This is a genomic window from Frankia alni ACN14a, from assembly GCF_000058485.1.
Lineage (GTDB): Bacteria > Actinomycetota > Actinomycetes > Frankiales > Frankiaceae > Frankia > Frankia alni.
The window spans coordinates 6,951,750-6,973,643 of record NC_008278.1; the positions used below are offsets into that span (position 1 = coordinate 6,951,750).

Consider the following 21,894-nt stretch of genomic DNA (forward strand, 5'->3'; position numbering starts at 1 on the left):
GGTCCGACGAAGCCGGGATCACGGGAGTCGACGGTCGCGGTCGCGCGGTCGGGCAGGCCCGACGAGTGCCACGTGGACGGGCGTCCCATGCCTGTCCGGCTCGCCTTCCCCCAGTGGTGACCGGCGACCGGCGCTCCGCTCAGATCGGAGCACCGCACACCGATGAACCGGGACGGGAGCGGACGTTCCGTTTCGTACAGCTCCCCGAAATGCGCTGTTAGTGCGATTCAGCACGGCTGCCAGGCATTTCCGTTCGCCTCCGGACGGCAGGTACCGCCGAAGCCGACGACGGCGACGGCCGCCGATCCGGACCGACTCCGGATCGGGTCACGCGCCCGCGCCGCCGTACCAGACACACCGCCTACTGTTTGCGGCGTCGATAGTGCTCCACGATCCAGGCGTCTACCTCTCGCTTGCGCCAAACTCGGGTGCCTTTGGCACCACTACCCGTCGGCGCGTTGATGACCTGCAAGGGTGCCGGAAACCGGGAGTCCTTGCGCGTCCAGTAGTCCACCGCCTGGCGAGTGATCTTGAGTTGGAACGCGATGTCCCCGATGCCGACCAACTGCTCACCGTCGTCCACGCGGAACATCGTAACCACTTTGCTCTTCCCCAAGAACCTCGCTAGGGTCTATTTTGCTGCGTAGCAAATTTACGGAGGAGGAAACTGATGCCCCCCACGCCACGCCGCGCCGATGAGGTCGGGGCGCTGTTAGACCGCGACGAGGACTACGACACCGATCCGATCGGGGATCCGCCGATCACGGTGAGCCGCTACCGGGCGTCGATCCGGGCGGTCCTGGATGTCCGGACGCCGGAGCCCGGGATCGTCGCTTCCGCGTGGTCCCAACGGGAGACGGACGCCTTCCTGGCGGGCAGCCGGGCTACCCTGCGGCTCGTCATCGAGGTGATCGGGCACGCCCTGGCCACGCCGCCACCCGCCCGCGGTGGTTCCAGCGGCGTAGATTGACCGTCGGCGCGCGGCCCGGATCCGGGTGGCCACCATCCCGTCCGGATCCGGGCCCCGCGCCCCCGGCCGGCGGCATTGCCGCAGCCGGCCCGGGCGCGTGAGCGGCCCGGGCATCGGGCCGAACAACGGCTCGCGGCTAACCCGTCAGCGGGACGCAGTCGGCGTCCCGTCGGCAATCGATTCAGCACCGACCTGCGGCCCCGACCGCGATCGCCGGTCCGGGACCGCGGCAACCAACAGGCCGCGCCACACGAGGGGAAGATCATGGGCGCCACTGAGCCGCGCGACGACGACGCGTTCGACGACGAACGGGAGATCGGATGGGGCGACGAGTCATTGTCCGAGGAAGACGACCCGGACATCGAGCGGCTCCTCGCCGATCTGCCGCCGCACCACGTCGAGCGCTGACCGCAGGCGACACCGCTGGTCACCGGCGCGGGCCACGAGGAGGAAAGCGCCGCGTCGGGCCGGCTTTCCCGGCACAATACCTCTACCGGTAGGTAAGCCCGACCGCCGTACCACGGCACCCGCGCCAGATCAGGCGAATTGCGGGTGCCGAGGCACGGTTTACCGCGTTGACCGCGCCCCCGGCACGCGCAATCCGTGGTCGGAGCTGGACTGCCCGCGGGAAGCAGGCGCCGAGCCGGCCTCGGGGCCACGGTGGACGCTCTCGAGCAGGCGGGCGAAGGCGGCCGGCGCCTCCAGGTGGGCTGCGTGTCCGCAACCGGGCACGACCCGGACCGTCAGCCCCAGCTTCTCCCGCAGGAGCAGGGCGGCACGATGGCGCACGGGCGGCGAGTCCGCCCCCACCGTGATGATCGTCGGGCAGATCCGCGCCGGCAGCGGCGGCGGCTCGAAGTCCAGGAACATCGCCAGGTCCCGAGCGACGGCGTCCGGGTCGGCCGGTGCGTCGGCGGAGCTCCACGCGGGCCCGTACAGCGCGCGGGCGAAGGGGACCACGCCGCCCTGGGCGAACGCGGCGGCCATCGGCGCGAGCAGCCCGGGCAGCAGCGACCCCACGGCCGGCTCGTGCAGCACGGCACCCGCCAGGGGCACGCCGGCGGCGAGGATCGCCAGCCCCAGCGTCGCGCCGCCGCTCACCCCGCCGTAGACGGCGCCGTCGAGCAGCGGCCGCAGCGCCACCAGTTCCGCGGCCAGACTCCCGGTGGACGGCCGGTCCGGGGCCTGCACCGGCCGGTCGCCGAGTTCTCGACGCACGTGCCGCCACACCGCCCCTGTCGTCGCCGTGCCGTGCACGAGCACGACGGGTGGCACCACCCCGGTCCCTCCTGCCGTGCCGGGCGTCCCGGCCGCCCTCGTCTCCGACATCACGGCCTCCCCGTTCCACGCATCGTCCCGTCGTCCATCACCGCGTCAGCCTCCGTCCCGTCCGTTGACCGAACCGTCCACGGACGGCCGTTAACGCGTCCGCAATCCCCGTCGCAGGAAAGTAACAACGAGCGCATTGATCGGAAACATTCGAATCCTTACCGTCCAATGCATGTACACGGCTCTGTATACAGCGCAGTATGCAACAGGGGCGTCAGGCCCGTCACGAGCGCCCTCGGCGACCGGCCGGGGACGGATGCCGACCGCCGCCGGGCGGCGGCACGGCCGAGGGGGGTGGCGCACCGTCGACGTCGATGTCGGATGCTCGACTGTATGACTCCCTCGCCGACCCCGAGGTCCACCGCCGCCGGCAACCTTCGCGACCAGGCATATGTCGCACTGCGTCGACGACTGATGTCCGGGGAGTTCTCCTTTCGGGACCGGCTTGCCGAGGAACGCCTCGCCGCCCTGCTCGGAGTCTCGCGCACCCCCATCCGGGAGGCCCTGACCCGGCTGGCCGGCGACGGCCTGGTGGAGAAACGGCAGGACGGCGGCTACTACCCGGCCGAGCCCGACCTCGGCGCCCTGCGCGACCTCTACGAGATCCGGGTCACGCTGGAGCTGCGCGGGCTGCAGCGCGCGGTGGAGTCCGGCACCGCGCACGACCCGGCGGTGTTGGAGCCGTTGCGGGACACCTGGCGCGCCCTGCGCGACGATCAGCCGGCCCCCGATCCGGCTTTCGTCGTCCTGGACGAGGAATTCCACATCACCCTCAGCCGCGCGTCGGGAAACGCGGAACTCGCGCACATGTTGGACGCAATAAATGCTCGGATACGCCCCGTTCGGATGCATGACTTCGTTACCGCCGACCGGGTTGAACTGACGATCAGCCAACATCTCGGGATCGTCGAGAGGGTGCTCGCCGGCGATCTCGAGGGCAGCGTCGCCGCCCTGCGCCAGCACGTCGGCGAGTCCATGGACGTCGTCGAGAAGCGGGCGGCCCGGGCGATCACGCAGATGGTGCTCAACCGCAGCCGCGCCTCGGGGATCAGGAGCTGACCGCGCCGGCGGCGGACGCCCACCAGCACGACCGATCACCGTCGGCTCGCACGAGGAGGACCGTCATGACCGCCGCAACCTCAGCCCCCACCGGTCTGGACCCCGAAGCCCCGGCAGGCGCCGAAGCGCCCGCCGGCGCCGAAGGCCCCGCCGGCACCGAAGGCCCCGCCGTCGTGACTCGGCCCGCCGTCACGGCCGGCCCTCCCCTGCCCAACCCGGTCCGGCTGGCCGCCGCCGGGGACCTGCGGATCGGGCCTGTCGTCGCGAACCCCTATGCCTGGCCCTACGACGGTTCGTTCAGCCCGGCGACGACCGCCGTCATCAACATCGACTGGCAGGTCGACTTCTGCGGCCCGGGCGGCTACGTGGACGCGATGGGCTACGACCTCGGGCTGACCCGCGCCGGCCTCGCCCCCACCGCGGCACTGCTGGCCGCGCTGCGCCCGCTGGGCTTCCTCATCGTGCACACCCGGGAAGGACATCGCCCGGACCTGTCGGACTGCCCGCCGAACAAGCTGTGGCGCTCGAAGCAGATCGGCGCCGGCATCGGGGATCGGGGCCCGCGCGGGCGAATCCTCACGCGCGGCGAGCCCGGCTGGGAGATCGTGCCCGAGGTCGCGCCGCTGCCGGGCGAGATCGTGATCGACAAGCCGGGCAAGGGCTCCTTCTACGCGACCGACCTGGACCTCGTGCTGCGCCGGCACGGCATCACCCACATCATCCTGACCGGCATCACCACCGACGTGTGCGTCCACACGACGATGCGGGACGCCAACGACCGCGGGTACGAGTGCCTGCTGCTGTCCGACTGCACCGGGGCCACGGATCCCAGCAACCACGCGGCCGCGCTGCACATGGTGACGATGCAGGGTGGCGTCTTCGGCTCGGTGGCGACCTCGGACGCCGTGCGTACTGCGGTCACCGCGGCCACCGCCGCGGTCTGAGCCTCGTCCCGCTCCATGGTCATCGACGCTCCCTCCCCCGACCCGACCAGTACGGCCCCCGCACCATCCACCGCCCACCCAGGACGCGCCCACTCCGATCGGACCATCCCCACCCAGGACCTGCACACCTCGGACCTGCGGGCCCCGAACCCGCAGGCCCCGAACCCGTCGGACCCGTACCTGGACGCCCTCCGCCTGGACGCCCCGAATCTGCAGGCCGCGGTGCTGTTGGCGGGGTACCGCAGCGGCCGGCTGCGGGTGTCCGAGGTGATCGCCGCCGTCTACGACCGGATCGAGGCCCGCGGGGACGACGCGGTGTGGATTTCGAGATTCCCCCGGGCCCAGGCACTGGCCCGGGCTGCGACGCTGGACGCGCAGCGGGATGCCCTGTTCGGACCACCCCCGGCCGCCGCCGACAGCGCCCACCCCCTGGGCGGCGAGGGAAGCCCGGTCGGGCCGGACCCTGACCCGATCGGGTCAGGAGACGCCACGCCGGACCTGCCTGCCCTGTTCGGGCTGCCCTTCGCCGTCAAGGACAACATCGACGTCGCCGGGCTCCCGACCACGGCCGGCTGCCCGGGCTTCGCCTACGAGCCGGCCGAGGACGCCCCGGCCGTCGCCGCGCTGCTCGCCGCCGGGGCCGTCTGCGTGGGCAAGACGAACCTCGACCAGTTCGCGACCGGCCTGTCCGGGGTGCGCTCGCCCTACGGCACACCGGTGTCGCCGTTCGACTCCGCCCTGATCGCCGGCGGGTCGAGTTCCGGCTCCGGAGTGGCGGTCGCGGTCGGCCTCGTGACCTTCGCGGTCGGCACCGACACCGCGGGCTCCGGCCGGGTGCCGGCGGCGCTGACCAACGTCGTCGGGCTCAAGCCCTCCCGCGGCCTGGTGAGCACCCGCGGTCTGGTCCCGGCCTGCCGGTCGTTGGACTGCCTGAGCGTCTTCGCCCTCAGCGTGGCGGACGCGCGCCTGGCCCTGTCGGTCATGAACGGCTACGACGCCGCCGACCCCTACTCGCGCAGGCTCCCCCTCATGCCTGCGGCGGACGCCAGGCCGGCCCCGGCGTCCAGGTCAACGTCGGCGTCGGCGTCGGCGTCGGCGTCGTTGGTCCCGCCCGAGCAGGGGGCGGGCGGGACCGACGATCATCCGTCGCGCCCCCCACACGGGCTACGGGTCGGGGTGGCCAGGCCGGAGCAGCTCACCTTCTTCGGCGACCGGGGGGCCCGAGCGGTCTACGAGGACGGGCTACGACTGATCCGCGGAACCGGCGCGCGGACCGGGGAGATCGATCTGGAGCCGTTCCTGGCGGCGGGTGCGCTGCTGTACGGCGGGCCCTGGCTGGCGGAGCGGTTCGCCTCGGTGGGTGAGTTCGTGACCGCCCGGCCGGACGACGTGCATCCGGTCATCCGCACCGTGCTCGAGCCGGGCGCGTCGATCACCGGGGTGGAGGCGTTCCGGGGCCTGACCCGGCTGCGCGCCCTGCGCCGCCAGGCCGACGAGATCTGGCGGGACATCGACGTGCTGGTCCTGCCGACCGTGCCCACGACCTACCCGGTCGAGGCCGTTGCGGCCGACCCGATCGGTCTGAACGCCAGGCTCGGCCGGTACACCACCTTCGTCAATCTGCTTGATCTGGCCGCCATCGCGATTCCGATCGGCTTCGCCGACGGACTCCCGCACGGGCTGACCCTCATCGCCCCCGCGGGCCGGGACGAGTTCCTCGCGGACCTCGCGTCGCGCCTGCACGCCCGGACGGGCCTGCCGGTCGGAGCCACCGGCCACGCCCTGGCCAGGTCGGGCGCCCCGGCACGGTCGGCCACGCCAGCACAGTCGGCCACGCCAGCACAGTCGGCCACGCCAGCACGGTCGGGGCCCGCCGGCCCGCCGGGCACACCTACCGGTTTCCTGGACCTCGCCGTGGTCGGCGCGCACATGAGTGGGCTGCCACTGAACGGCGAGCTGACCCGACTCGGCGCGGTGCTGCTGCGACACGACCGCACCCTGCCCCGGTACCGGCTCTATGCCCTGCCGGGCCCGCAGCCGCACCGTCCCGGCCTGCTGCGGGTGAACACCGGCGGCGCGGCGATCGACGCCGAGGTGTGGCGGCTGCCGCTCGCCGCGGCCGGTGGCTTCCTGCTCGGCGTGCCGTCTCCGCTGGCGATCGGGACCCTCGACCTCGCCGGCGGCCCCACCCTGGGCTTCCTGTGCGAGTCGGCGGCGGTGGACGGCGCGCTGGACATCACCGCCCTCGGCGGCTGGCGGCCGTATCTGGCCCGACCCCGGACGGAGACAACGCCTTCACAGGTACCGTAGGGGGGTACCGGTCATCGTGGGGGAAGGCGTTGCGGATGCACGGCTACACCAACACCAAGGACGAGTACACCGCCCGGTTGCGCCGGATCGAGGGGCAGGTCCGCGGCCTCCAACGCATGATCGCCGAGGACAAGTACTGCATCGACATCCTGACCCAGGTCTCGGCCGCGACCCGGGCCCTGCAGTCGGTCGCCCTCGGGCTGCTGGAGGACCATCTCGCGCACTGCGTGGCCCACGCGGCGGCGGAGGGCGGCCCCGTCGCCGACGAGAAGCTGCGGGAGGCGTCCGCCGCGATCGCTCGGCTCATCCGGTCCTGACGGCCTCCCCGCCTCCCCGTCTTGACTGGCTTGACCGCACGCCGTGCCTCCGCGCCGGGGCTTGCGTGCGGGCCCGCGCCAGGCCCGTGCCTGGCCGGAGCCGAGACCGTTCGAAGCCGTCAGCGCAGGCGGTTCCCCGACCGGTCACCCGGCCGGCTGCCCACGGTCCCCCAGCGCATCCACCAGGTTCGACAGCGCGGGCAGGGCGGTGAGGATCGCCGTCCGGTCGGCCTCGACCAGCCGGGCCAGCGCCGCGCCGAGGCGTCGCTCATGGGCACGCTGCCAGCCGGACAGGGCTGCCGCCCCGGCCGGGGTGAGCCGCAGCAGCGCCGCCCGCCGATCCGCCGGGTCACGCTCACGGTGCAGGTAGCCGGCGTCGGCGAGCTGCTGCACCAGCGTCGAGACGCTGTTCGGGGCGAGCCGCAGACGCCCGGCGAGCTCACCGACGCGGGTGCCGTCCGCCTCGGCCAGGCACTGCAGGAGCTCGACCTGCGCCATCGGCAGGGCCTCCCACGAGTACTCGGTACGGATGCTCGCCCGCAGCACCCGACGCAGCCGGGTGACGACCTCGGTGAGTCGGCGCACGTCCCAGTCGGGGCCGGTCGGGGTCTCGCCGGCCGTCGACGAGGGGCGGACGGCCGAGCCGTCGGCGACGCCGGGCTCGACGGATCCTCCGGTCATCGGGTCCGCGCCGTGGCGACCCCGCCGTGCACGGCGGGGGGGAAACGCCGCTCCATCATGGTTGGCATTGTTCTTGTCCGTTCCACGCCGACGACACCACCGGTATCCGGGGCCTCGATCCCGCAGGTTACGCCCCGCGGTGACGGCGGCGGCACATCGCGACCATGGATCGGCCCACACCGGGACCCGCCGTGGCCACGAGGTAGCGTCGGTGAGGTGACGGACGCCGCCTCACCGGCCCCGGGTGCCGCCCGCGCGGGCGGGCCGGCCGCGCGGGCGGGTACGGGGGCGTCCCTGCCGCCGGGCGTCGGCGCGGTGGATCCGGCGGCACGCGCGGATCGGATCTGGCTGGACGAGCGGTCCTGGGTCGACGTCACCCGCGGGTGGCTGCGCGGCGCGGACGAGCTGTACGAGGCGATGCGCTCGGGCCTGCCCTGGCGGCAGGGTGCCATGTGGCGCTACGAGCGCCAGGTCACCGAGCCGCGGTTGACCGCGTGGGTTCCCCGCGGCGCGCCGGTGCCCTTCCCCGCTCTGGTGGATGCCTACCGGGCGCTGCGACGCACCTACGGGGTGGAGTTCGACGGGTTCGGCATGTCCCTGTACCGGGACGGTTCCGACGGCGTCGGCTTCCACCGCGACCGCGAGATGCGCTGGCTGGACGACACGATCATCGCGATCCTCACCCTCGGTGCGCGGCGGCCGTTCCTGGTGAAGTCGCGCCACCTGCCGCCGGGCCGGCGGCTGCTGAGCGACCCGCAGGCGCCGGGCGGACGCGACCTGTCCCCCGCTGGCGGAGATCTGATCGTGCTGGGCGGGCGCGCTCAGGCCGACTGGCTGCACGCGGTGCCGCGGGTGCACGGGCACGTCGGCACCCGCATCTCCGTGCAGTGGCGCTGGACCTCCCGGGCCGGCCGGCCCGAGCAGGGGCCCGGCTACGGTGCGGCCCGCCACTTCGACCGGTAGCCGCGTCGCGCCGGGCGAGGCCAATGGCAGGGCCGGACCCGTCGCAAGGCCGGGTCAGTCGCAGGGCGGGCTCAGCAGGGCGGGGGGTCAGTCGCAGGGCGGGTCGTAGCGGCGGTGACCGAGCTGGCTGCGCCACTGGTCGCGGCTGATGCGCTCGCCGACCCGGGCGCAGACCTCGTCCTGGGCCGCGAGCAGATCAAGCTGCCAGAGCCGGACGCCGTCCCCGACCGCGGCCGCCAGAGTGCCGGTGGGCCCGGCGAGGCCGAGGGCGCTCACGCCGGTGGTGGCGCCGACCGGCAGGTTGCCCCGGCGCACCGGCTGGAACGGCGAGGACACGTCCCACAGCGTGATCTGACCGGCTGCGCCTGCGACGGCGAGCACCCGGCCGTCCGCGGACAGCGCGAGGGTCCCGGGCGACGCCACCGCGGCGGCCGGAGCCGCTCCGGGGATCGGGGCTGCGCCGGACGCGGGGGTTGCGCCGGACGCGGGGGCTGCGCCGGACGCGGGAGCCGGTCCGGGGGCGATGGACGCCCACCGGCGCAGGCCTCGCGGATCACCCAGCCCGAAGATCTCCGTCTGGGTGCCGCGGGAGGTCGTGGTCGTCGCCGCGAACCAGCGGCCACCCGGGCTGACGACGATCGCCCGGACGTCGGCCGCGGCGGTGCGCTCCGCGCGGCTTCGCGGGTTCCGCGGATCGGTGACGTCCCACACGGCGAGGCGACCCGGGCCGCCCAGCACGAGCGAGCGCCCGTCCGGGGTGAAGGCCACGCTGGTGACGGCCGACGGTTGGGTCAGCACGGCGAGGGCCCGCGGCGAGCGTGGGCGGCTGACGTCCCACAGCCGAACCGTCCGATCCGCCCCCGTCGAGGCGAGTGTCCGGCCGTCCGCGCTGACCGCGACGGCCGTCCCGGCGCCGGGGTGACCGCGCAGGTCCGCCAGCGGCGAGACCTCGGCCGCGGCGGTACGCACCTGGTCCAGCGCGCCGTCGTCCACCAGCCTGGGCGGGATGAGCTGCCACAGCCGGATCACGCCGTCCGCCCCGGTCGTCACCAGGGTCTGCGGTACCGGGGCGGTGGCGGACGCGGACGGGCGCGGCACGATCGTGACGGCACGCAGCGCCGACCCGGCCGACCACGGGGCGCTGTCGGCCGCCTCGGTCACGCCCGGCGCGTCGGCCGTGCCGGTGCCACCGCCGGCGGCGCCGTCCGGGGTGAGCTCCACGGTGTTGAAACCAGGTCGGGTGCCACCCGCCGACCGGTCGCCGGAGCCTGCGGCGAGCTGCGCACGGTCGGCGACGGTCGCCGCGGCGTGCGCGGTCAGGTCGCCGACCCGGCGTATCCGAGCGGGATCGGCGATGTCCCAGACGGACCCGCCGGCATCACCGACCGCGATCAGATAGCGGCCATCCGAGGTGACCCGCAGGTCACGAATGGTTCCGGTCGACGCGACGATCTGCCTGACGCTCGCCTCGACCAGGGCCTGGGCGGCCAGCGCGGTCGGCTCGACCCGATACGCGGCGACGGCCAGCTGCCCGGCGAGGTTCGGTTCCCGGTCGAGCAGGCGGATCGCGGCCCCGGCGGCACCGCGGGACGTCGCCGCGCCGCCGCGGTCGCGCACAGTGACCAGAACCGCGAACGCCGGGATCACCAGCAGCGACGTCGCGGCGCCGAGCGACAGCGCGCGCCGCAGCCACCCGCGATCCGACCGAGCCCGCTGCGGCGCCGCGACCGCCGCCTCCTCCCGGTTTCCCCCCGTCCCGATGATCTCGCCGCCCTCGCCGGTGCCACCGGTGCCGCCGGCATCGCCGCCTCCGGTGACAGCCACGGACTCGCCACTGCGCGTGGTAGCCACGGACTCGCCACTGCGGGCGGTCTCCGTGACGACGTCGTCGCCCTGCCGGGGCGACCCCTCCGCCTCCGCCGGCCGGGCGGCGAGCGGCACTTCCCCCGTGCGGGCCGGGCGGACCGTCGCCGCCTGCCGGGTGGGCGGGGACGGCGCGGGCAGGGCCTGCTGGGGTATCAGGACGGTCGCGGCCACCGCCCGCACCGCGGTCCCGTCCCCAGCCGGCCGTCCGGAACCGACCGGTGGAGACAAGGAGGTCGGGCCGGCCACGGTCGCGGCCGACGGGGAGGTCGGCTCTGGCTCCGCCGCCGCTTCGGGTCGGGCCCCAGGCTCCACACCGGACTCCGGCTGCGCCTCCGACTTCGCACCGGACTCCGCCGCCACTTCGGTCTGCGCCTCCGACTCCACACCGGACTCGGGCAGCGCCCCGGGCTCGACCTCAGACCGCGCGTCCGCCTCCGCTCCGGCCGCTGCCCGCGCGTCCGGCTCCGCCTCGACCTCAGGCCGCGCGACCGGCTCCGCCTCGGGTGCTGCCGGCGGCCGCGGGTGCTCATCGACGGGCGGCGCGGCCACGGGCGGCGCGGCCACGGGCGGAGCGGCCACGGGCGGAGCGGCCACGGGCGGAGCGGCCACGGGCGGAGCGGCGACGGTCACCGTCGTCTCCCGGGCTGTCGCCGGGACGGCCTCGACGGCATCTTCGGGGAGTCCGAGCACGCCGGGTTCGGGGACGGTCAGCGGGTCGTCCTCGGGAGCGCCCACCATGAGGTGCTCGAGCAGATCGACAGCGCGGGGCCGACGCTTGGGGTCCTTGCGCATCGCGGCGGACACCAGGTCGCGCAGGTCGGGATCGAGCATCGACAGGTCGGGCTCGGCATAGACGGCACGCTGGAGCAGAGCACGCGGCGTACCGGCGCCGAACGGCGGTTGGCCGGTCGCGGCGAACAGCAGCACGCCGCCCCAGGTGAAGATGTCGGACGCGGCGGTGACCGCCTGGCCGAGAGCCTGTTCCGGACTGATGAACGCGAGCGTTCCGACGCCGGACGGGGAAGTGCCCGAATTGTCGGCGGAGACGCCGTTCAGCACTCGGGCGAGACCGAAGTCGACCAGGCGCAGGCCTTGCCGAGAAAGCACCACATTGGTCGGTTTCAAATCACCGAAGACAATCCCTTCGCCATGGAGTGCCGACAGCGCCGCGGCAAGCCCCACGGCGAGCCTGGCGGTGTCGGCCGAGTGCAACGGACCGTCGACCTCGACGCTGGCGGCGAGGGTCGGCGCGTCGATGTACTCGACGACCACGTAGGGAGGGCGTGCCAGCGTATCCAGGTCCAGGATCGCGGCAAGGCAGAACGGGGCCAGCCGCCGAAGATGATCAAGATCGATGCGCAACCGGCGACGGAACTCCGTGTCCCGCGCGAACGGCGCCGTGATCAGCTTGATGAGGACGGGACGCGCGAGATTGTTACGGGCAAGAAACACCGGTCCGGTCCCGGCATCGACAAGCTTCCGGTCAACCGTATACGGACCGATAGTCCGGGGATCCAGCCCGGCAAGAGTCTGGGGAGTGCGCCGGGCAATCGCCATATGACGAAACCTCCTACGGCTGCACAAACCGGCTGCGCGGGCACGCCGGCGGATCTGGTCGACAAAAGCATGCTATCGGCGCGGAGCGAGGACGGGGACAACATCCATTCGGTCACGGCGCGGTGTCAGCCGGGCCACAGCGTCAGGGGCGGTGCGCAGCGGACCCGTCCGATGCGGCTGGGCGGCCGATCTGGCACTGGTCTGCAGCGCCCGCATGACGAAGCGTGACCTGTCGGGAGCGGGCTGACGCCTCCGATCGGATCCGTCGCCACCCTCGGTGACGCCGTGATGTGACCGACACAACGGCGCCCGCGCGCCGGATCTCCCCCGGCCGGGTACCCCGCCTACCCCGCCGCGCGCCCGACCCCACCCGGACGAGCCAGCCGGCAGTCCCGCCGGGGGCGACCCCGCGCCCCTCTCCCACGCATCCCCGACCGTCGCCCGGCCGCCGGCCACGCACTTACGGAAGTCGGGCATGGCACGCCGACGGGGCGACCGGGCGACGGGGCGACCGGGCGACGCGGGCGGGCGGGCGGACGTCAGGTGTTGTTCGAGCGGGCGAACGGCTGCAGCCGGGCGACCAGACCACGCACCTCGGCGCCGGCAGCGGCGATCGTCTCCTCGGCGGAGCTCCCGGCTCCGCCCTCCAGCAGGACGTCGAGCGCGATGAGCCGCTCCGCGACCTCCGTCATGAGGTCGAAGTCCCGGACCCGCTGATGAACCAGCTCGGACAGCCGCTCGTTCTTCTCGAACAGCTCCACGAACACACTGACCTTGGCCCGCAGCAGCCACGGGTCGAACGGCTTCGCAATGTAGTCGACCGCGCCGACAGCGTAACCGCGGAACGCGTGGTGCGGCTCCCGGTCGATCGCCGTCAGAAAGATGATCGGGGTGTCCCGGGTGCGCCCGCGCTGCTTGATCCGATGCGCCGTCTCGAATCCGTCCATCCCAGGCATCTGGACGTCCAGAAGGATCACCGCGAAGTCGTCGACGAGAAGGCGTTTGAGCGCCTCCTCACCCGACGACGCCGTGACAAGATCCTGATCCAGCGAGGCGAGAATCGCCTCCAGCGCCATGAGATTGTCGGCCCGGTCGTCAACCAGAAGGATCTTGCTGCGGGGTCGTTCCGCGGCCGGCCCGCCTTCGCCGTCGACGGAACCGCCGCTCCGCTCGGTCACCCGCCCGCCCCCTCCTTCGCGATCGCCTTGCCGGTCCATGGTGGGTGTCGCCACCCCACCACCATCGCTGATCGCTCCCGACGGCATCTCACCGCCCCACCGATAGACACCCGAATGCGCACCATACGCGATCTGATCAATACAGATACGACCGCATCACCCCGAGGAGGTGGTCGAGATCCACCGGCTTGGTGATGTAGTCCGTGGCGCCGGCGGTGATGCTCTTCTCCCGGTCCCCGGGCATGGCCTTCGCGGTCAGCACCAGTATCGGCAGGTCGGCGAAGGCGGGCATGTCCCGGATCATCGAGGTCGTTTCGTTGCCGTCCATCCCGGGGAGCATGACGTCCATCAGCACGAGGTGCACCGGCGCGGTGTCCTGCTGGAGGGTGCGGATCGCATCGTGGCCGTTGTCGGCGTAGAGGACCCGCATTCCGTACATCTCCAGGGCGCTGGTGAGCGCGAACACGTTGCGCACGTCGTCGTCCACGACCAGGACCGTGGTGCCGACCAGCGGGTCGGAGTCGTCGATGTCCCCCGCGGGCAGCCGGGCGCCGGTGTCGGCCGGCTCCGTCAGGAACGGGGTGCCCACCGCGCTGTCGCCCGGCCGCCAGTCCGTGGGGTAGGGCGTCGCGGCCGGTGGCGAGACGCGGTTGTCGACCGGACCGGTCGGAGCCCCGGCCCCGCTCGCCGCGCCGAAGCCGCCGGCTGCGCCCGAGCCGTTGGCAGCCCCCGAACCGTAGGCCCCGCCCGAACCGCTGGCGACGCCCGAACCGTTGGCAGCGCCGGAGCCGTTGGCAGCGCCCGAACCGTTGGCGGCGCCCGAGCTCTGGCCGCTTCCGCCGCCGGCGGTGGGCATCGGTGCGGGGGCGCCGCCGCGGCCGCCGGCGCCGTCGATCCGGTCGGCGACCCCGTTGCGCCAGCCCTGCGCGGCCGGGGAGCCGGCCGGGGCCAGGGCCGCCCTCGTCGAGTCGTTCTGGCCCCAGCCACCGTCGGCCGCGCCGACGATCATCAGGACGTCGTCGGGCTCGCCCGGCGTGACCCCGAAGGCCGGCATCTGCGCGAGCGGGACCGCCGGCAGGTACAGGGTGAAGGTGCTGCCGTGCCCGACCGCGCTGGACACCGCGATCGAGCCGCCGAGCAGGCGAGCGATCTCCTTGCTGATGGACAGGCCGAGCCCGGTGCCGCCGTAGCGGCGTGAGGTGGTGCCGTCCGCCTGCTGGAACGCCTCGAAGATCATGCGCAGCTTCTCGGCGGCGATGCCGATCCCCGTGTCGCTGACCGCGAAGGACAGCACCGTGCCGGCCGAACGCAGGTGCGACGCCAGGTGCGGCAGGTCGGGGCGGGCGAGGGTGACGTCGAGGCGGACGGTGCCGCTGTCGGTGAACTTCACCGAGTTGCTCAGCAGGTTCTTGAGCACCTGCTGCAGGCGCTGCTCGTCGGTGATGAACTCGGCCGGCACGTCGGCGGCGAGGTTGACCTCGAACGCCAGCCCCTTCTCGTCGGCGACGGGGCCGAAGACTCCGGCGACGGCGTCGCACAGGGCCGCGGTGCGCACGCTGGTCGCGTCGACGTCCATCTTGCCGGCCTCGACCTTCGACAGGTCGAGGATGTCGTTGATCAGGCCGAGCAGTTCGGAGCCGGCGGAGTGGATCGTCTCGGCGAAGTCGATCTGCTTGCGGGACAGGTTGCGGTCGGGGTTGTCGGCGAGCAGCTTGGCGAGGATGAGCAGGCTGTTCAGCGGCGTGCGCAGCTCGTGGCTCATGTTCGCCAGGAACTCCGTCTTGTACTGCGAGGACAGCGCGAGCTGCTCGGCCTTCTCCTCCAGGCCGATGCGGGCCAGCTCGATCTCGTGGTTCTTGTCCTCCAGCAGCGCCGCCTTCTCCTCCAGCTCGTTGTTGGTGCGCTGCAGCTCGACCGACTGCGACCGCAGCTCCTGGGTGAGCCGCTGCGACTGGGCGAGCAGCTCCTCCGTCCGCGCGTTCGCCATGATCGTGTTGAGGACGACGCCGATGGTGTCGACGAGCTGGTCGACCAGGGTCAGGTGCAGCTCGGAGAACGGCGTGAACGAGGCCAGCTCGATGACGCCGAGCACCTGGTTCTCGAAGACGACCGGGACGACGACGAGGTCGCACGGCGGCGCCTCGCCGAGGCCGCTGCGGATGTTGAGGTAGCCGGCGGGCACGTGCTCGACCCGGATCCGGTTGCGCTCGAGCGCCGCCTGCCCGATCAGGCCCTCGCCGAACAGGAACGTGCCGTCCGAGCGGCGCCGGGGCACCGAGCCGTAGCCGGCGACGTAGCGAAGCTTGTCACCCTCGATGAAGTCGAGCAGGTAGACGGTGCCCTGCTGGGCGTTGACCGCCGGGGTCATCTCGCTGATGATCATCTGACAGACCGCGTAGAGGTCGCGCTGGCCCTGCATCTTGCTGCCGATGCGGGCCAGGTTCGACTTCAGCCAGTCCTGCTGCGCGTTGAGCTCGGTGGTCTCCCGCAGCCGGGCGATCATCTGGTTGATGTTGTCCTTGAGCTCGGCGACCTCGCCCTCGGCCTCCACCGAGATGGACCGCGTCAGGTCGCCGCGGGTGACGGCCGTGGACACGTCGCCGATCGCGCGCAGCTGGATGGTCAGGGTGGAGGCGAGCTGGTTGACGTTGTCGGTGAGGTCCTTCCAGGTCCCGGCGACCCCGGCGACCGTGGCCTGGCCGCCGAGCTTGCCCTCGACGCCGACCTCCCGGCCCACCCGGGTGATCTCCGCGGCGAACGAGGAGAGCTGGTCGACCATCGTGTTGACGGTGTCCTTGAGCTCGGCGATCTCGCCCTGCGCGGTGACGGTGATCTTCTGCGACAGGTCGCCGCGGGCCACCGCCGTGGTGACCAGGGCGATGTTGCGGACCTGGCTGGTCAGGTTGCCCGCCATCGAGTTCACCGACTCGGTCAGGTCCCGCCACACCCCCGAGACCCCGCGAACGTGCGCCTGCCCGCCCAGCGCCCCCTCGGTGCCGACCTCGCGGGCGACGCGGGTGACCTCGTCGGCGAACGACGACAGCTGGTCGACCATCGTGTTCAGGGTGTCCTTGAGCTCCAGAATCTCGCCCTGGGCGGCGACGGTGATCTTCTGGGACAGGTCGCCGCGGGCGACCGCGGTGGCCACCAGGGCGATGTTGCGAACCTGGCTGGTGAGGTTGCCCGCCATCGAGTTCACCGACTCGGTCAGGTCCCGCCAGACCCCGGACACCCCGCGGACGTGCGCCTGGCCGCCCAGATTGCCCTCGGTGCCGACCTCCCAGGCGACGCGGGTGACCTCGTCGGCGAACGACGAGAGCTGGTCGACCATCGTGTTCAGGGTGTGGGCGAGGCCCGCGACCTCGCCGCGCGCGTCGACGGTGATCTGCCGGGTCAGGTCGCCACGGGCCACCGCCGCCGCCACCTCGGCGATGCTGCGAACCTGGGTGGTGAGGTTGCCGGCCATGACGTTGACCGAGTCGGTGAGGTCCCGCCAGACGCCCGAGACGCCCTTGACCTGCGCCTGGCCGCCCAGCTTGCCCTCGGTGCCGACCTCCTTGGCCATCCGGGTGACCTCGTCGGCGAAGGCGGAGAGCTGGTCGACCATCGTGTTCACGGTCGACTTGAGTTCGTGGATCTCGCCGCGCGCGTCGACGGTGATCTTCTGGCTGAGGTCGCCCTGCGCGACCGCGGTGGTCACCTGGGCGATGTTGCGAACCTGGCTGGTGAGGTTGCCCGCCATCGAGTTCACCGACTCGGTCAGGTCCCGCCAGACCCCGGAGACGCCCTTGACCTTGGCCTGCCCGCCCAGGTTGCCCTCGGTGCCGACCTCGCGGGCCACCCGGGTCACCTCGTCGGCGAACGACGACAGCTGGTCCACCATCGTGTTCACCGTCGTGCCGATCCGCAGGAACTCCCCGCGCACCGGCTGGCCGGCGATCTCCAGCGCCATGTGCTGGGACAGGTCCCCCTCGGCCACCGCGGCGATGACACGCGCGACCTCGTGGGTCGGGCGGGCCAGGTCGTCGATGAGGGAGTTCACCGCCTGGGTCATGTCCGACCAGTCGCCGGGACTGCCCTGGTCCTCCATCCGCAGGGTGAGCCGCCCGTCGCGGCGGATCACCTTGCTGACCCGGGCCAGCTCGCCGGCATGGCGCTCCTGGATGGCGGCCAGCTCGTCGAACTTGCGCACCACGTCGCCGGCGTACCCCTCTCGGGCCGGCAGGCGGGTGGCGAAGTCGCCCTCGCACAACCTGGTCAGACCGTGCAGGAGATCGGCGATCAGCTCATCCGACGAGGTACGCGATGTCCGGGTCTCGTCCCCGTCACGGGTCGCATGAGGGACGATGGTCGCGATAGCGTCACCGCCGGGTGCAACGGGATCACGGCGAACCGGGGCCTGCTGGTCGTCAGTGGAACTCATCGGTCTCCTACCTGAGCTCGGTCGGCACGATCGTCTCGGACGACGGGCCGGGCGGAGGAGCCCGGGCCAGGGGCGGTCTCCTCGGGGCACCGGCGTGGGCGGGCGTCGGTGGACAGGTGACACCAGCCGCCAGTATCCGCCTCACGATGGACAACGCAGGAGAGACTGAGCGACATGAATGGCGCAGGAGGGAGTCCGACGACGACGACCCAGGCCATCACGCTGCCGCCGACGCCCGATTCCCCTCGGTCCGCGCGGCGGTTCCTGCTCGAGACGCTGCGCGGCCGGCTCGACGACGACCTGCTCGACTCCGCGCTCCTGCTGGTCACCGAGCTGGTCACCAACGTCGTGGTTCATGCGGGCACCGCGGCCACCGTCGACGTCCGCCAGGAGGGCGACGGCGTTCGCGTCGGCGTCGCCGACCGGCACCCGGTACGCATCGGCATGGCGCGGGTGAAGAAGGTGGACGTGCCGCGCCCGCCGTCGGCGTTCCCCGAGGAGGCCGACTTCGGCATCGACGGGCTGCGCGAGGACGGCCGCGGCCTCGCCCTCGTCGACGCGCTCGCGACGAGCTGGGGCACCGAGCACCGTCCCGGCGGCAAGACCGTCTGGTTCCGGCTCGGTTCCGCGGACGTCCCGTCGGAGGAGCCCGGCGCCGAGGACGCGGCGGTGATCGTGCCGGCCCAGACGCGCCCGGCGCGGCTCATCGCCCGCGACACCGCGCGCGCCCTGACCGCGGAGGGCGAGGTGAACGAGCTGCTCGCGCAGCTCGTCGACGCCCTGATCGTGACCGCCGGTCAGGTGCGACGACCTGGCCGCGACGGCGGCCGGGTCGAGACCGTGGCCACCCTCGGCGTCGTCGGCGAGGCCGACGAGGCGGTGGCGTTCCCGCTGGACCCGACCCAGTCGAGCCTCGGTGAGCTGCTGCTGTGGCCGGCCCCCGGGGCCGGCCTGGCCGGGCTCGACGTCGACCGCATCCGGCTGGCGACCCGGTGGATGGCGCTGGCGCTGGGCGGCGGCGACATGCGCCGCGCCGAGGAGCGCCGGATCGGGATGCTGTCGTTCCTCGCCGAGGCGTCCGACCTGCTCGCCGGCAGCCTCGACCTCGGCCATTCGCTGGCCCTGCTGGCCCGGCTGCCGGTCCCCCGGCTCGCCCAGTGGTGCGCGGTCTACCTGCATCGGGAGAACGCCGATCCGGCGTTGTGGTCGGCCGCCCACGCCGAGGAGAACATGGCCGGCGCGCTGGGCGCGGCGGCAGCCGACCCCGGCGGCGTGCTGATGGCCGCGGTGCGCTCCGCGAGCGGCGACCGGGTGCACTCGCTGACCGCGTTCGGCGGCCCGGCCATGGTGATGGTGCTCAGGGCCCGCCGTCGGGTGCTCGGGGTGCTCGCCCTCGGCCGCCCGGAGGGCAGCGCGTTCGCCGCCGACGAGATTGATCTGCTCGCCGACCTGGCCCGCCGGGCCGCGTTCGCCATCGACAACGCCCGCCTCTATAGCCGCCAGGTGGAGCTCGCCGGCACGTTGCAGGCCGGGCTGCGCCCACCGGACCTGCCGATGATCGAGGGCCTCGACCTCGGCTCCGCCTACGGCGCCGCGAAGTCGGCCGGTCTGGACGTCGGCGGGGACTTCTTCGACCTGCTGTGGGGGCCGCTGGGCTGGACGATCGCCATCGGCGACGTCTGCGGCAAGGGCGCCGAGGCCGCGACGGTCACCGGGGTGGCCCGCGCCGTCCTGCGGCTGCTCACCGGGCGCGGCACCGATCTCGGCGAGGTCCTGCTCGAGCTGAACCGGACACTGCGCGACGCCGCCTCCTCGAACCCCAACGGTCAGGGCCGGTTCTGCACCCTGGCCGCGGCGTCGATCGCGGGCCCCGCGAGCCTGCTCGGCGCGTCCCCGGCCGGGGACGCGCAGGCCGCCGGGATCCGCCTGCGGCTGTTCCTCGCCGGGCACCCCCAGCCGGTGGTGCTGCATGCCGACGGGCACGCCTCGCTCGTCGGCCGGCCCGGCACCCTGCTCGGCGTGCTCGACGACGACGAGGTCTCCTTCCCCGCGATCGACGTCACCCTCGGCCCCGGCGAGTCGCTGGTCTTCTACACCGACGGGGTGATCGAGGCCCGCGACGGTCGCGACCTGCTCGGCGAGGAGCGGCTGCTGGCGGCGGTCGCCGGGTGCGCGGGGCTGTCGGCGCAGGGCATCGCCGACCGGGTGCTCGCCGCGGCCGAGCGCTTCGCGGGCGGCAACCTGCGCGACGACGTCGCGATCCTGGTCGCGCGGGTACCCGGCTGACCGGCCCCGTCGGTCCCGGGTGGTGGCGACGGCCGTCACGCTCAGTCCGCGCCGCCCGCCGGCCGGCGGGCCATCACCGCAGGTCCGCCGGCTACGGCAAGATCGAATGCCGAGTGGGCATCGCCCCAAGGGGTGCGATCCGGATTCCGAGGCTTCAATCGGCTCTGAGCGGGTACACGATGAGCGATGTCCTCGTTGTTCAGGCTTGGTGGTAGATGAGCGCGTCTTCGGTTCCGATGGACGTGGTTCGGCAGGCGACCTCGCGTTGCCCACCCGCGACCCACATACTCGCCGAGCTTCCGTATCTGCCCTCGGCCGTTCCCCAGGCCCGGCGGGTCCTGCGGGAGGGCATGCGGATGGCGCACCTCCCCGAGGACGTCCGCAGCACCGCCGAGCTGCTCGTCAGCGAGCTCGTGACGAACGCCGTCAAGTACGGCGAGCCGCCGTTGTGGCTGCTCATCGAGATGCGCCCCGGGCTGATCCACGCCTCCGTCTCGGACACCTCGACCGTCCTGCCGCAGCGGCGCACGGCCGCGCCGGACGCCGAGGGCGGCCGCGGCCTGCTCGTCCTCGACGCCCTCGCCGGTAGCTGGGGAACGGTCATGGCGGAGTCGGGCAAGTACCTCTGGTTCGACCTGCCGGTGCCGCACGAACCCGCCACCGCCGGCGACGGCGAGGCCACGGCGACGGCCTCCCGCGACGGCGACCGCACCCCGGCGTCCGCCGCCGCAGCGGACCCGGCGGCTTCCGCCCAGGTCGCCACGAGGCCTCTCCCGGCGGAGGAGCGTCGCGACGGACCCGCCTCGCCGTCCACACCACCGCCGTCAACACCACCGCCCTCCACGCTGGCGCCGTCCACACCACCGCCGGACAGGGCTGCGCCCCCCGCCGCGCCGCGGGCCGCCCTGGTCCCGTCCGGCCTGCGCGCCGACACACCGACGGCGATCCCCACGACCTCGACCGCCTCCGCCACCTCCCAGCGGCGGTCCCGCCCCGGTTCGGGCAGGGTCCGGGCGGCCAGCTCCGGGCCGGGCGCCCCCCGGCCGGACGACGACCAGCCCAACTCCAGGATCATCACCCGGCTGCTCTGAGGCCCCGGGTCAGCCGCACCCGCGAAGCGCCCGGGCTCTGGCCCAAAATGGACCTACAGTACAGCGATGACAGCACCGGAAATCGACCTCGTAGTCATCTACTGCGCGGACCTCGCCGCGTGCCGTGACTTCTACCAGAGACTCGGGCTCACGTTCCGACAAGAATCCCACGGCAATGGGCCGGAGCATTTCTCGACGACCCTGGCCGGCGGAACGGTGGTGGAGCTCTACCCGGCGGCGGCCGCCCGGAGGACCGATCACCTTCGCCTCGGCCTCACCGTCCGGCAGGACGCTACAAGACCCCGGATTCCGCTCGGCCGACACGTAATCCGGGATCCGGAGGGGCGCGCGGTCGATGTTCGCGTAGTGTGAGGAGTTACGATTTCTGTCCAGAACGCCCTGGACGAGAACGGGCCGTACGGCTCTTCGGATCGAGCCTGAACTCCTCGGTCACTGCTACTTTTCTCGAAGCTGCCTGGCCCGCGGCCCGTACTCCTGGAGCACTTGGGCGGCCGTGGGCGGACCCCCGGCAATCATCCGACGCCGCTCGGCAGCCAGGGCGGCACGCTCCGCCCGAAGGCTCTGCGCCACCGTCTCGTCCGACTCCTCAGCCAGCAAACTGGAGATCCTGGCGGTCAGGGCACCCAGGATCCACTCCGCAACCTCAAGATCGATACCTTGGTCGAACGTCCGCGCTGGCAGAGCATCGCCCAGCAGAGAACGCCGCCGCTTTACCGGTTCGGTCATCAGGGTCCTCCCAACGTCTACAAGTAGACGGTAACATCGGTTCGCGCCGTACGGAGGCAGGGCGCAGGCTTTCCCGGGGCACGGAAGCACCTGACGTTTTTTGCTCGGTCGACGCCACCTCCACCGGTCTAAACCGATGCGCCCTCCACTGCGGTCCCTTCGGCGAGATGCCG

General features: G+C 72.9%; 17 protein-coding genes. 10 read left to right on the forward strand and 7 right to left on the reverse strand.

The genetic code is table 11. The features are described 5' to 3' along the window. Window positions 1–361: 361 nt before the first annotated feature. On the reverse strand, window positions 362–592 hold the full coding sequence (locus FRAAL_RS27930) for a hypothetical protein (protein ID WP_173402713.1): 231 nt from the start codon (window positions 590–592) through the stop codon (window positions 362–364). Between the two features lie 78 nt (window positions 593–670). On the opposite strand from FRAAL_RS27930, the gene FRAAL_RS27935 reads away from it, so the two are divergent. Both FRAAL_RS27935 and FRAAL_RS33855 read left to right on the forward strand, forming a co-directional pair. After that, window positions 671–970, forward strand: coding sequence for a hypothetical protein (locus FRAAL_RS27935; protein ID WP_011607446.1), 300 nt, complete (start codon window positions 671–673; stop codon window positions 968–970). A gap of 264 nt (window positions 971–1,234) precedes the next feature. Next, a complete protein-coding gene (locus tag FRAAL_RS33855; RefSeq protein ID WP_173402714.1) occupies window positions 1,235–1,378 on the forward strand; it encodes a hypothetical protein in 144 nt (47 codons plus the stop codon). A 159-nt stretch (window positions 1,379–1,537) separates the two neighbouring features. Here the strand turns inward: FRAAL_RS33855 and FRAAL_RS27940 are convergent, their stop codons facing one another. After that, window positions 1,538–2,299, reverse strand: a complete 762-nt coding sequence (locus tag FRAAL_RS27940; RefSeq protein WP_050997280.1) for an alpha/beta fold hydrolase — start codon at window positions 2,297–2,299, stop codon at window positions 1,538–1,540. Between the two features lie 333 nt (window positions 2,300–2,632). Here FRAAL_RS27940 and FRAAL_RS27945 point away from each other — a divergent pair, with 333 nt between their 5' ends. The 4 genes from FRAAL_RS27945 (at window position 2,633) to FRAAL_RS27960 (ending at window position 6,929) form a co-directional block, all read left to right on the forward strand. Further along, window positions 2,633–3,358, forward strand: a complete 726-nt coding sequence (locus FRAAL_RS27945; protein WP_011607450.1) for a GntR family transcriptional regulator — start codon at window positions 2,633–2,635, stop codon at window positions 3,356–3,358. 65 nt (window positions 3,359–3,423) lie between these two features. After that, on the forward strand, window positions 3,424–4,302 hold the full coding sequence (gene biuH, locus FRAAL_RS27950; protein ID WP_231861388.1) for a biuret amidohydrolase: 879 nt from the start codon (window positions 3,424–3,426) through the stop codon (window positions 4,300–4,302). 15 nt (window positions 4,303–4,317) lie between these two features. Continuing rightward, window positions 4,318–6,612 carry an allophanate hydrolase gene (locus tag FRAAL_RS27955; protein ID WP_011607452.1) on the forward strand — a complete coding sequence of 765 codons (2,295 nt, stop codon included), beginning with the start codon at window positions 4,318–4,320 and terminating at the stop codon, window positions 6,610–6,612. Between the two features lie 35 nt (window positions 6,613–6,647). After that, the gene (locus FRAAL_RS27960; RefSeq protein ID WP_041939889.1) at window positions 6,648–6,929 is read left to right on the forward strand and encodes a metal-sensitive transcriptional regulator; all 282 of its coding nucleotides are present in this window, start codon (window positions 6,648–6,650) and stop codon (window positions 6,927–6,929) included. A gap of 144 nt (window positions 6,930–7,073) precedes the next feature. Here the strand turns inward: FRAAL_RS27960 and FRAAL_RS27965 are convergent, their stop codons facing one another. After that, on the reverse strand, window positions 7,074–7,610 hold the full coding sequence (locus tag FRAAL_RS27965; protein WP_011607454.1) for a MarR family winged helix-turn-helix transcriptional regulator: 537 nt from the start codon (window positions 7,608–7,610) through the stop codon (window positions 7,074–7,076). 216 nt (window positions 7,611–7,826) lie between these two features. Between FRAAL_RS27965 and FRAAL_RS27970 the strand changes: the two genes are divergently transcribed. Beyond that, a complete protein-coding gene (locus tag FRAAL_RS27970) occupies window positions 7,827–8,573 on the forward strand; it encodes an alpha-ketoglutarate-dependent dioxygenase AlkB (RefSeq protein WP_011607455.1) in 747 nt (248 codons plus the stop codon). Between the two features lie 87 nt (window positions 8,574–8,660). Here the strand turns inward: FRAAL_RS27970 and FRAAL_RS27975 are convergent, their stop codons facing one another. The 3 genes from FRAAL_RS27975 to FRAAL_RS27985 form a co-directional block, all read right to left on the reverse strand. Beyond that, window positions 8,661–11,891, reverse strand: coding sequence for a protein kinase domain-containing protein (locus FRAAL_RS27975; RefSeq protein WP_231861389.1), 3,231 nt, complete (start codon window positions 11,889–11,891; stop codon window positions 8,661–8,663). Between the two features lie 644 nt (window positions 11,892–12,535). Continuing rightward, window positions 12,536–13,174: a response regulator gene (locus tag FRAAL_RS27980; protein ID WP_011607458.1), complete on the reverse strand. Its 639-nt coding sequence runs from the start codon at window positions 13,172–13,174 to the stop codon at window positions 12,536–12,538. 136 nt (window positions 13,175–13,310) lie between these two features. After that, window positions 13,311–17,597 (reverse strand): hybrid sensor histidine kinase/response regulator, encoded by a 4,287-nt coding sequence (locus FRAAL_RS27985; protein WP_063822668.1) that lies wholly within the window; start codon window positions 17,595–17,597, stop codon window positions 13,311–13,313. A 174-nt stretch (window positions 17,598–17,771) separates the two neighbouring features. Between FRAAL_RS27985 and FRAAL_RS27990 the strand changes: the two genes are divergently transcribed. The 3 genes from FRAAL_RS27990 to FRAAL_RS28000 all read left to right on the forward strand — a co-directional run bounded on the left by FRAAL_RS27990 (window position 17,772) and on the right by FRAAL_RS28000 (window position 21,346). Further along, window positions 17,772–19,883, forward strand: coding sequence for a SpoIIE family protein phosphatase (locus FRAAL_RS27990; RefSeq protein WP_011607460.1), 2,112 nt, complete (start codon window positions 17,772–17,774; stop codon window positions 19,881–19,883). Between the two features lie 215 nt (window positions 19,884–20,098). After that, a complete protein-coding gene (locus FRAAL_RS27995) occupies window positions 20,099–20,974 on the forward strand; it encodes an ATP-binding protein (RefSeq protein WP_011607461.1) in 876 nt (291 codons plus the stop codon). A 66-nt stretch (window positions 20,975–21,040) separates the two neighbouring features. Continuing rightward, entirely contained in the window at window positions 21,041–21,346 is a 306-nt protein-coding gene (locus FRAAL_RS28000; RefSeq protein WP_011607462.1) for a VOC family protein, read from the forward strand. Between the two features lie 84 nt (window positions 21,347–21,430). Here the strand turns inward: FRAAL_RS28000 and FRAAL_RS28005 are convergent, their stop codons facing one another. Then, window positions 21,431–21,721, reverse strand: a complete 291-nt coding sequence (locus tag FRAAL_RS28005) for a hypothetical protein (RefSeq protein WP_041939891.1) — start codon at window positions 21,719–21,721, stop codon at window positions 21,431–21,433. Window positions 21,722–21,894: the final 173 nt, after the last annotated feature.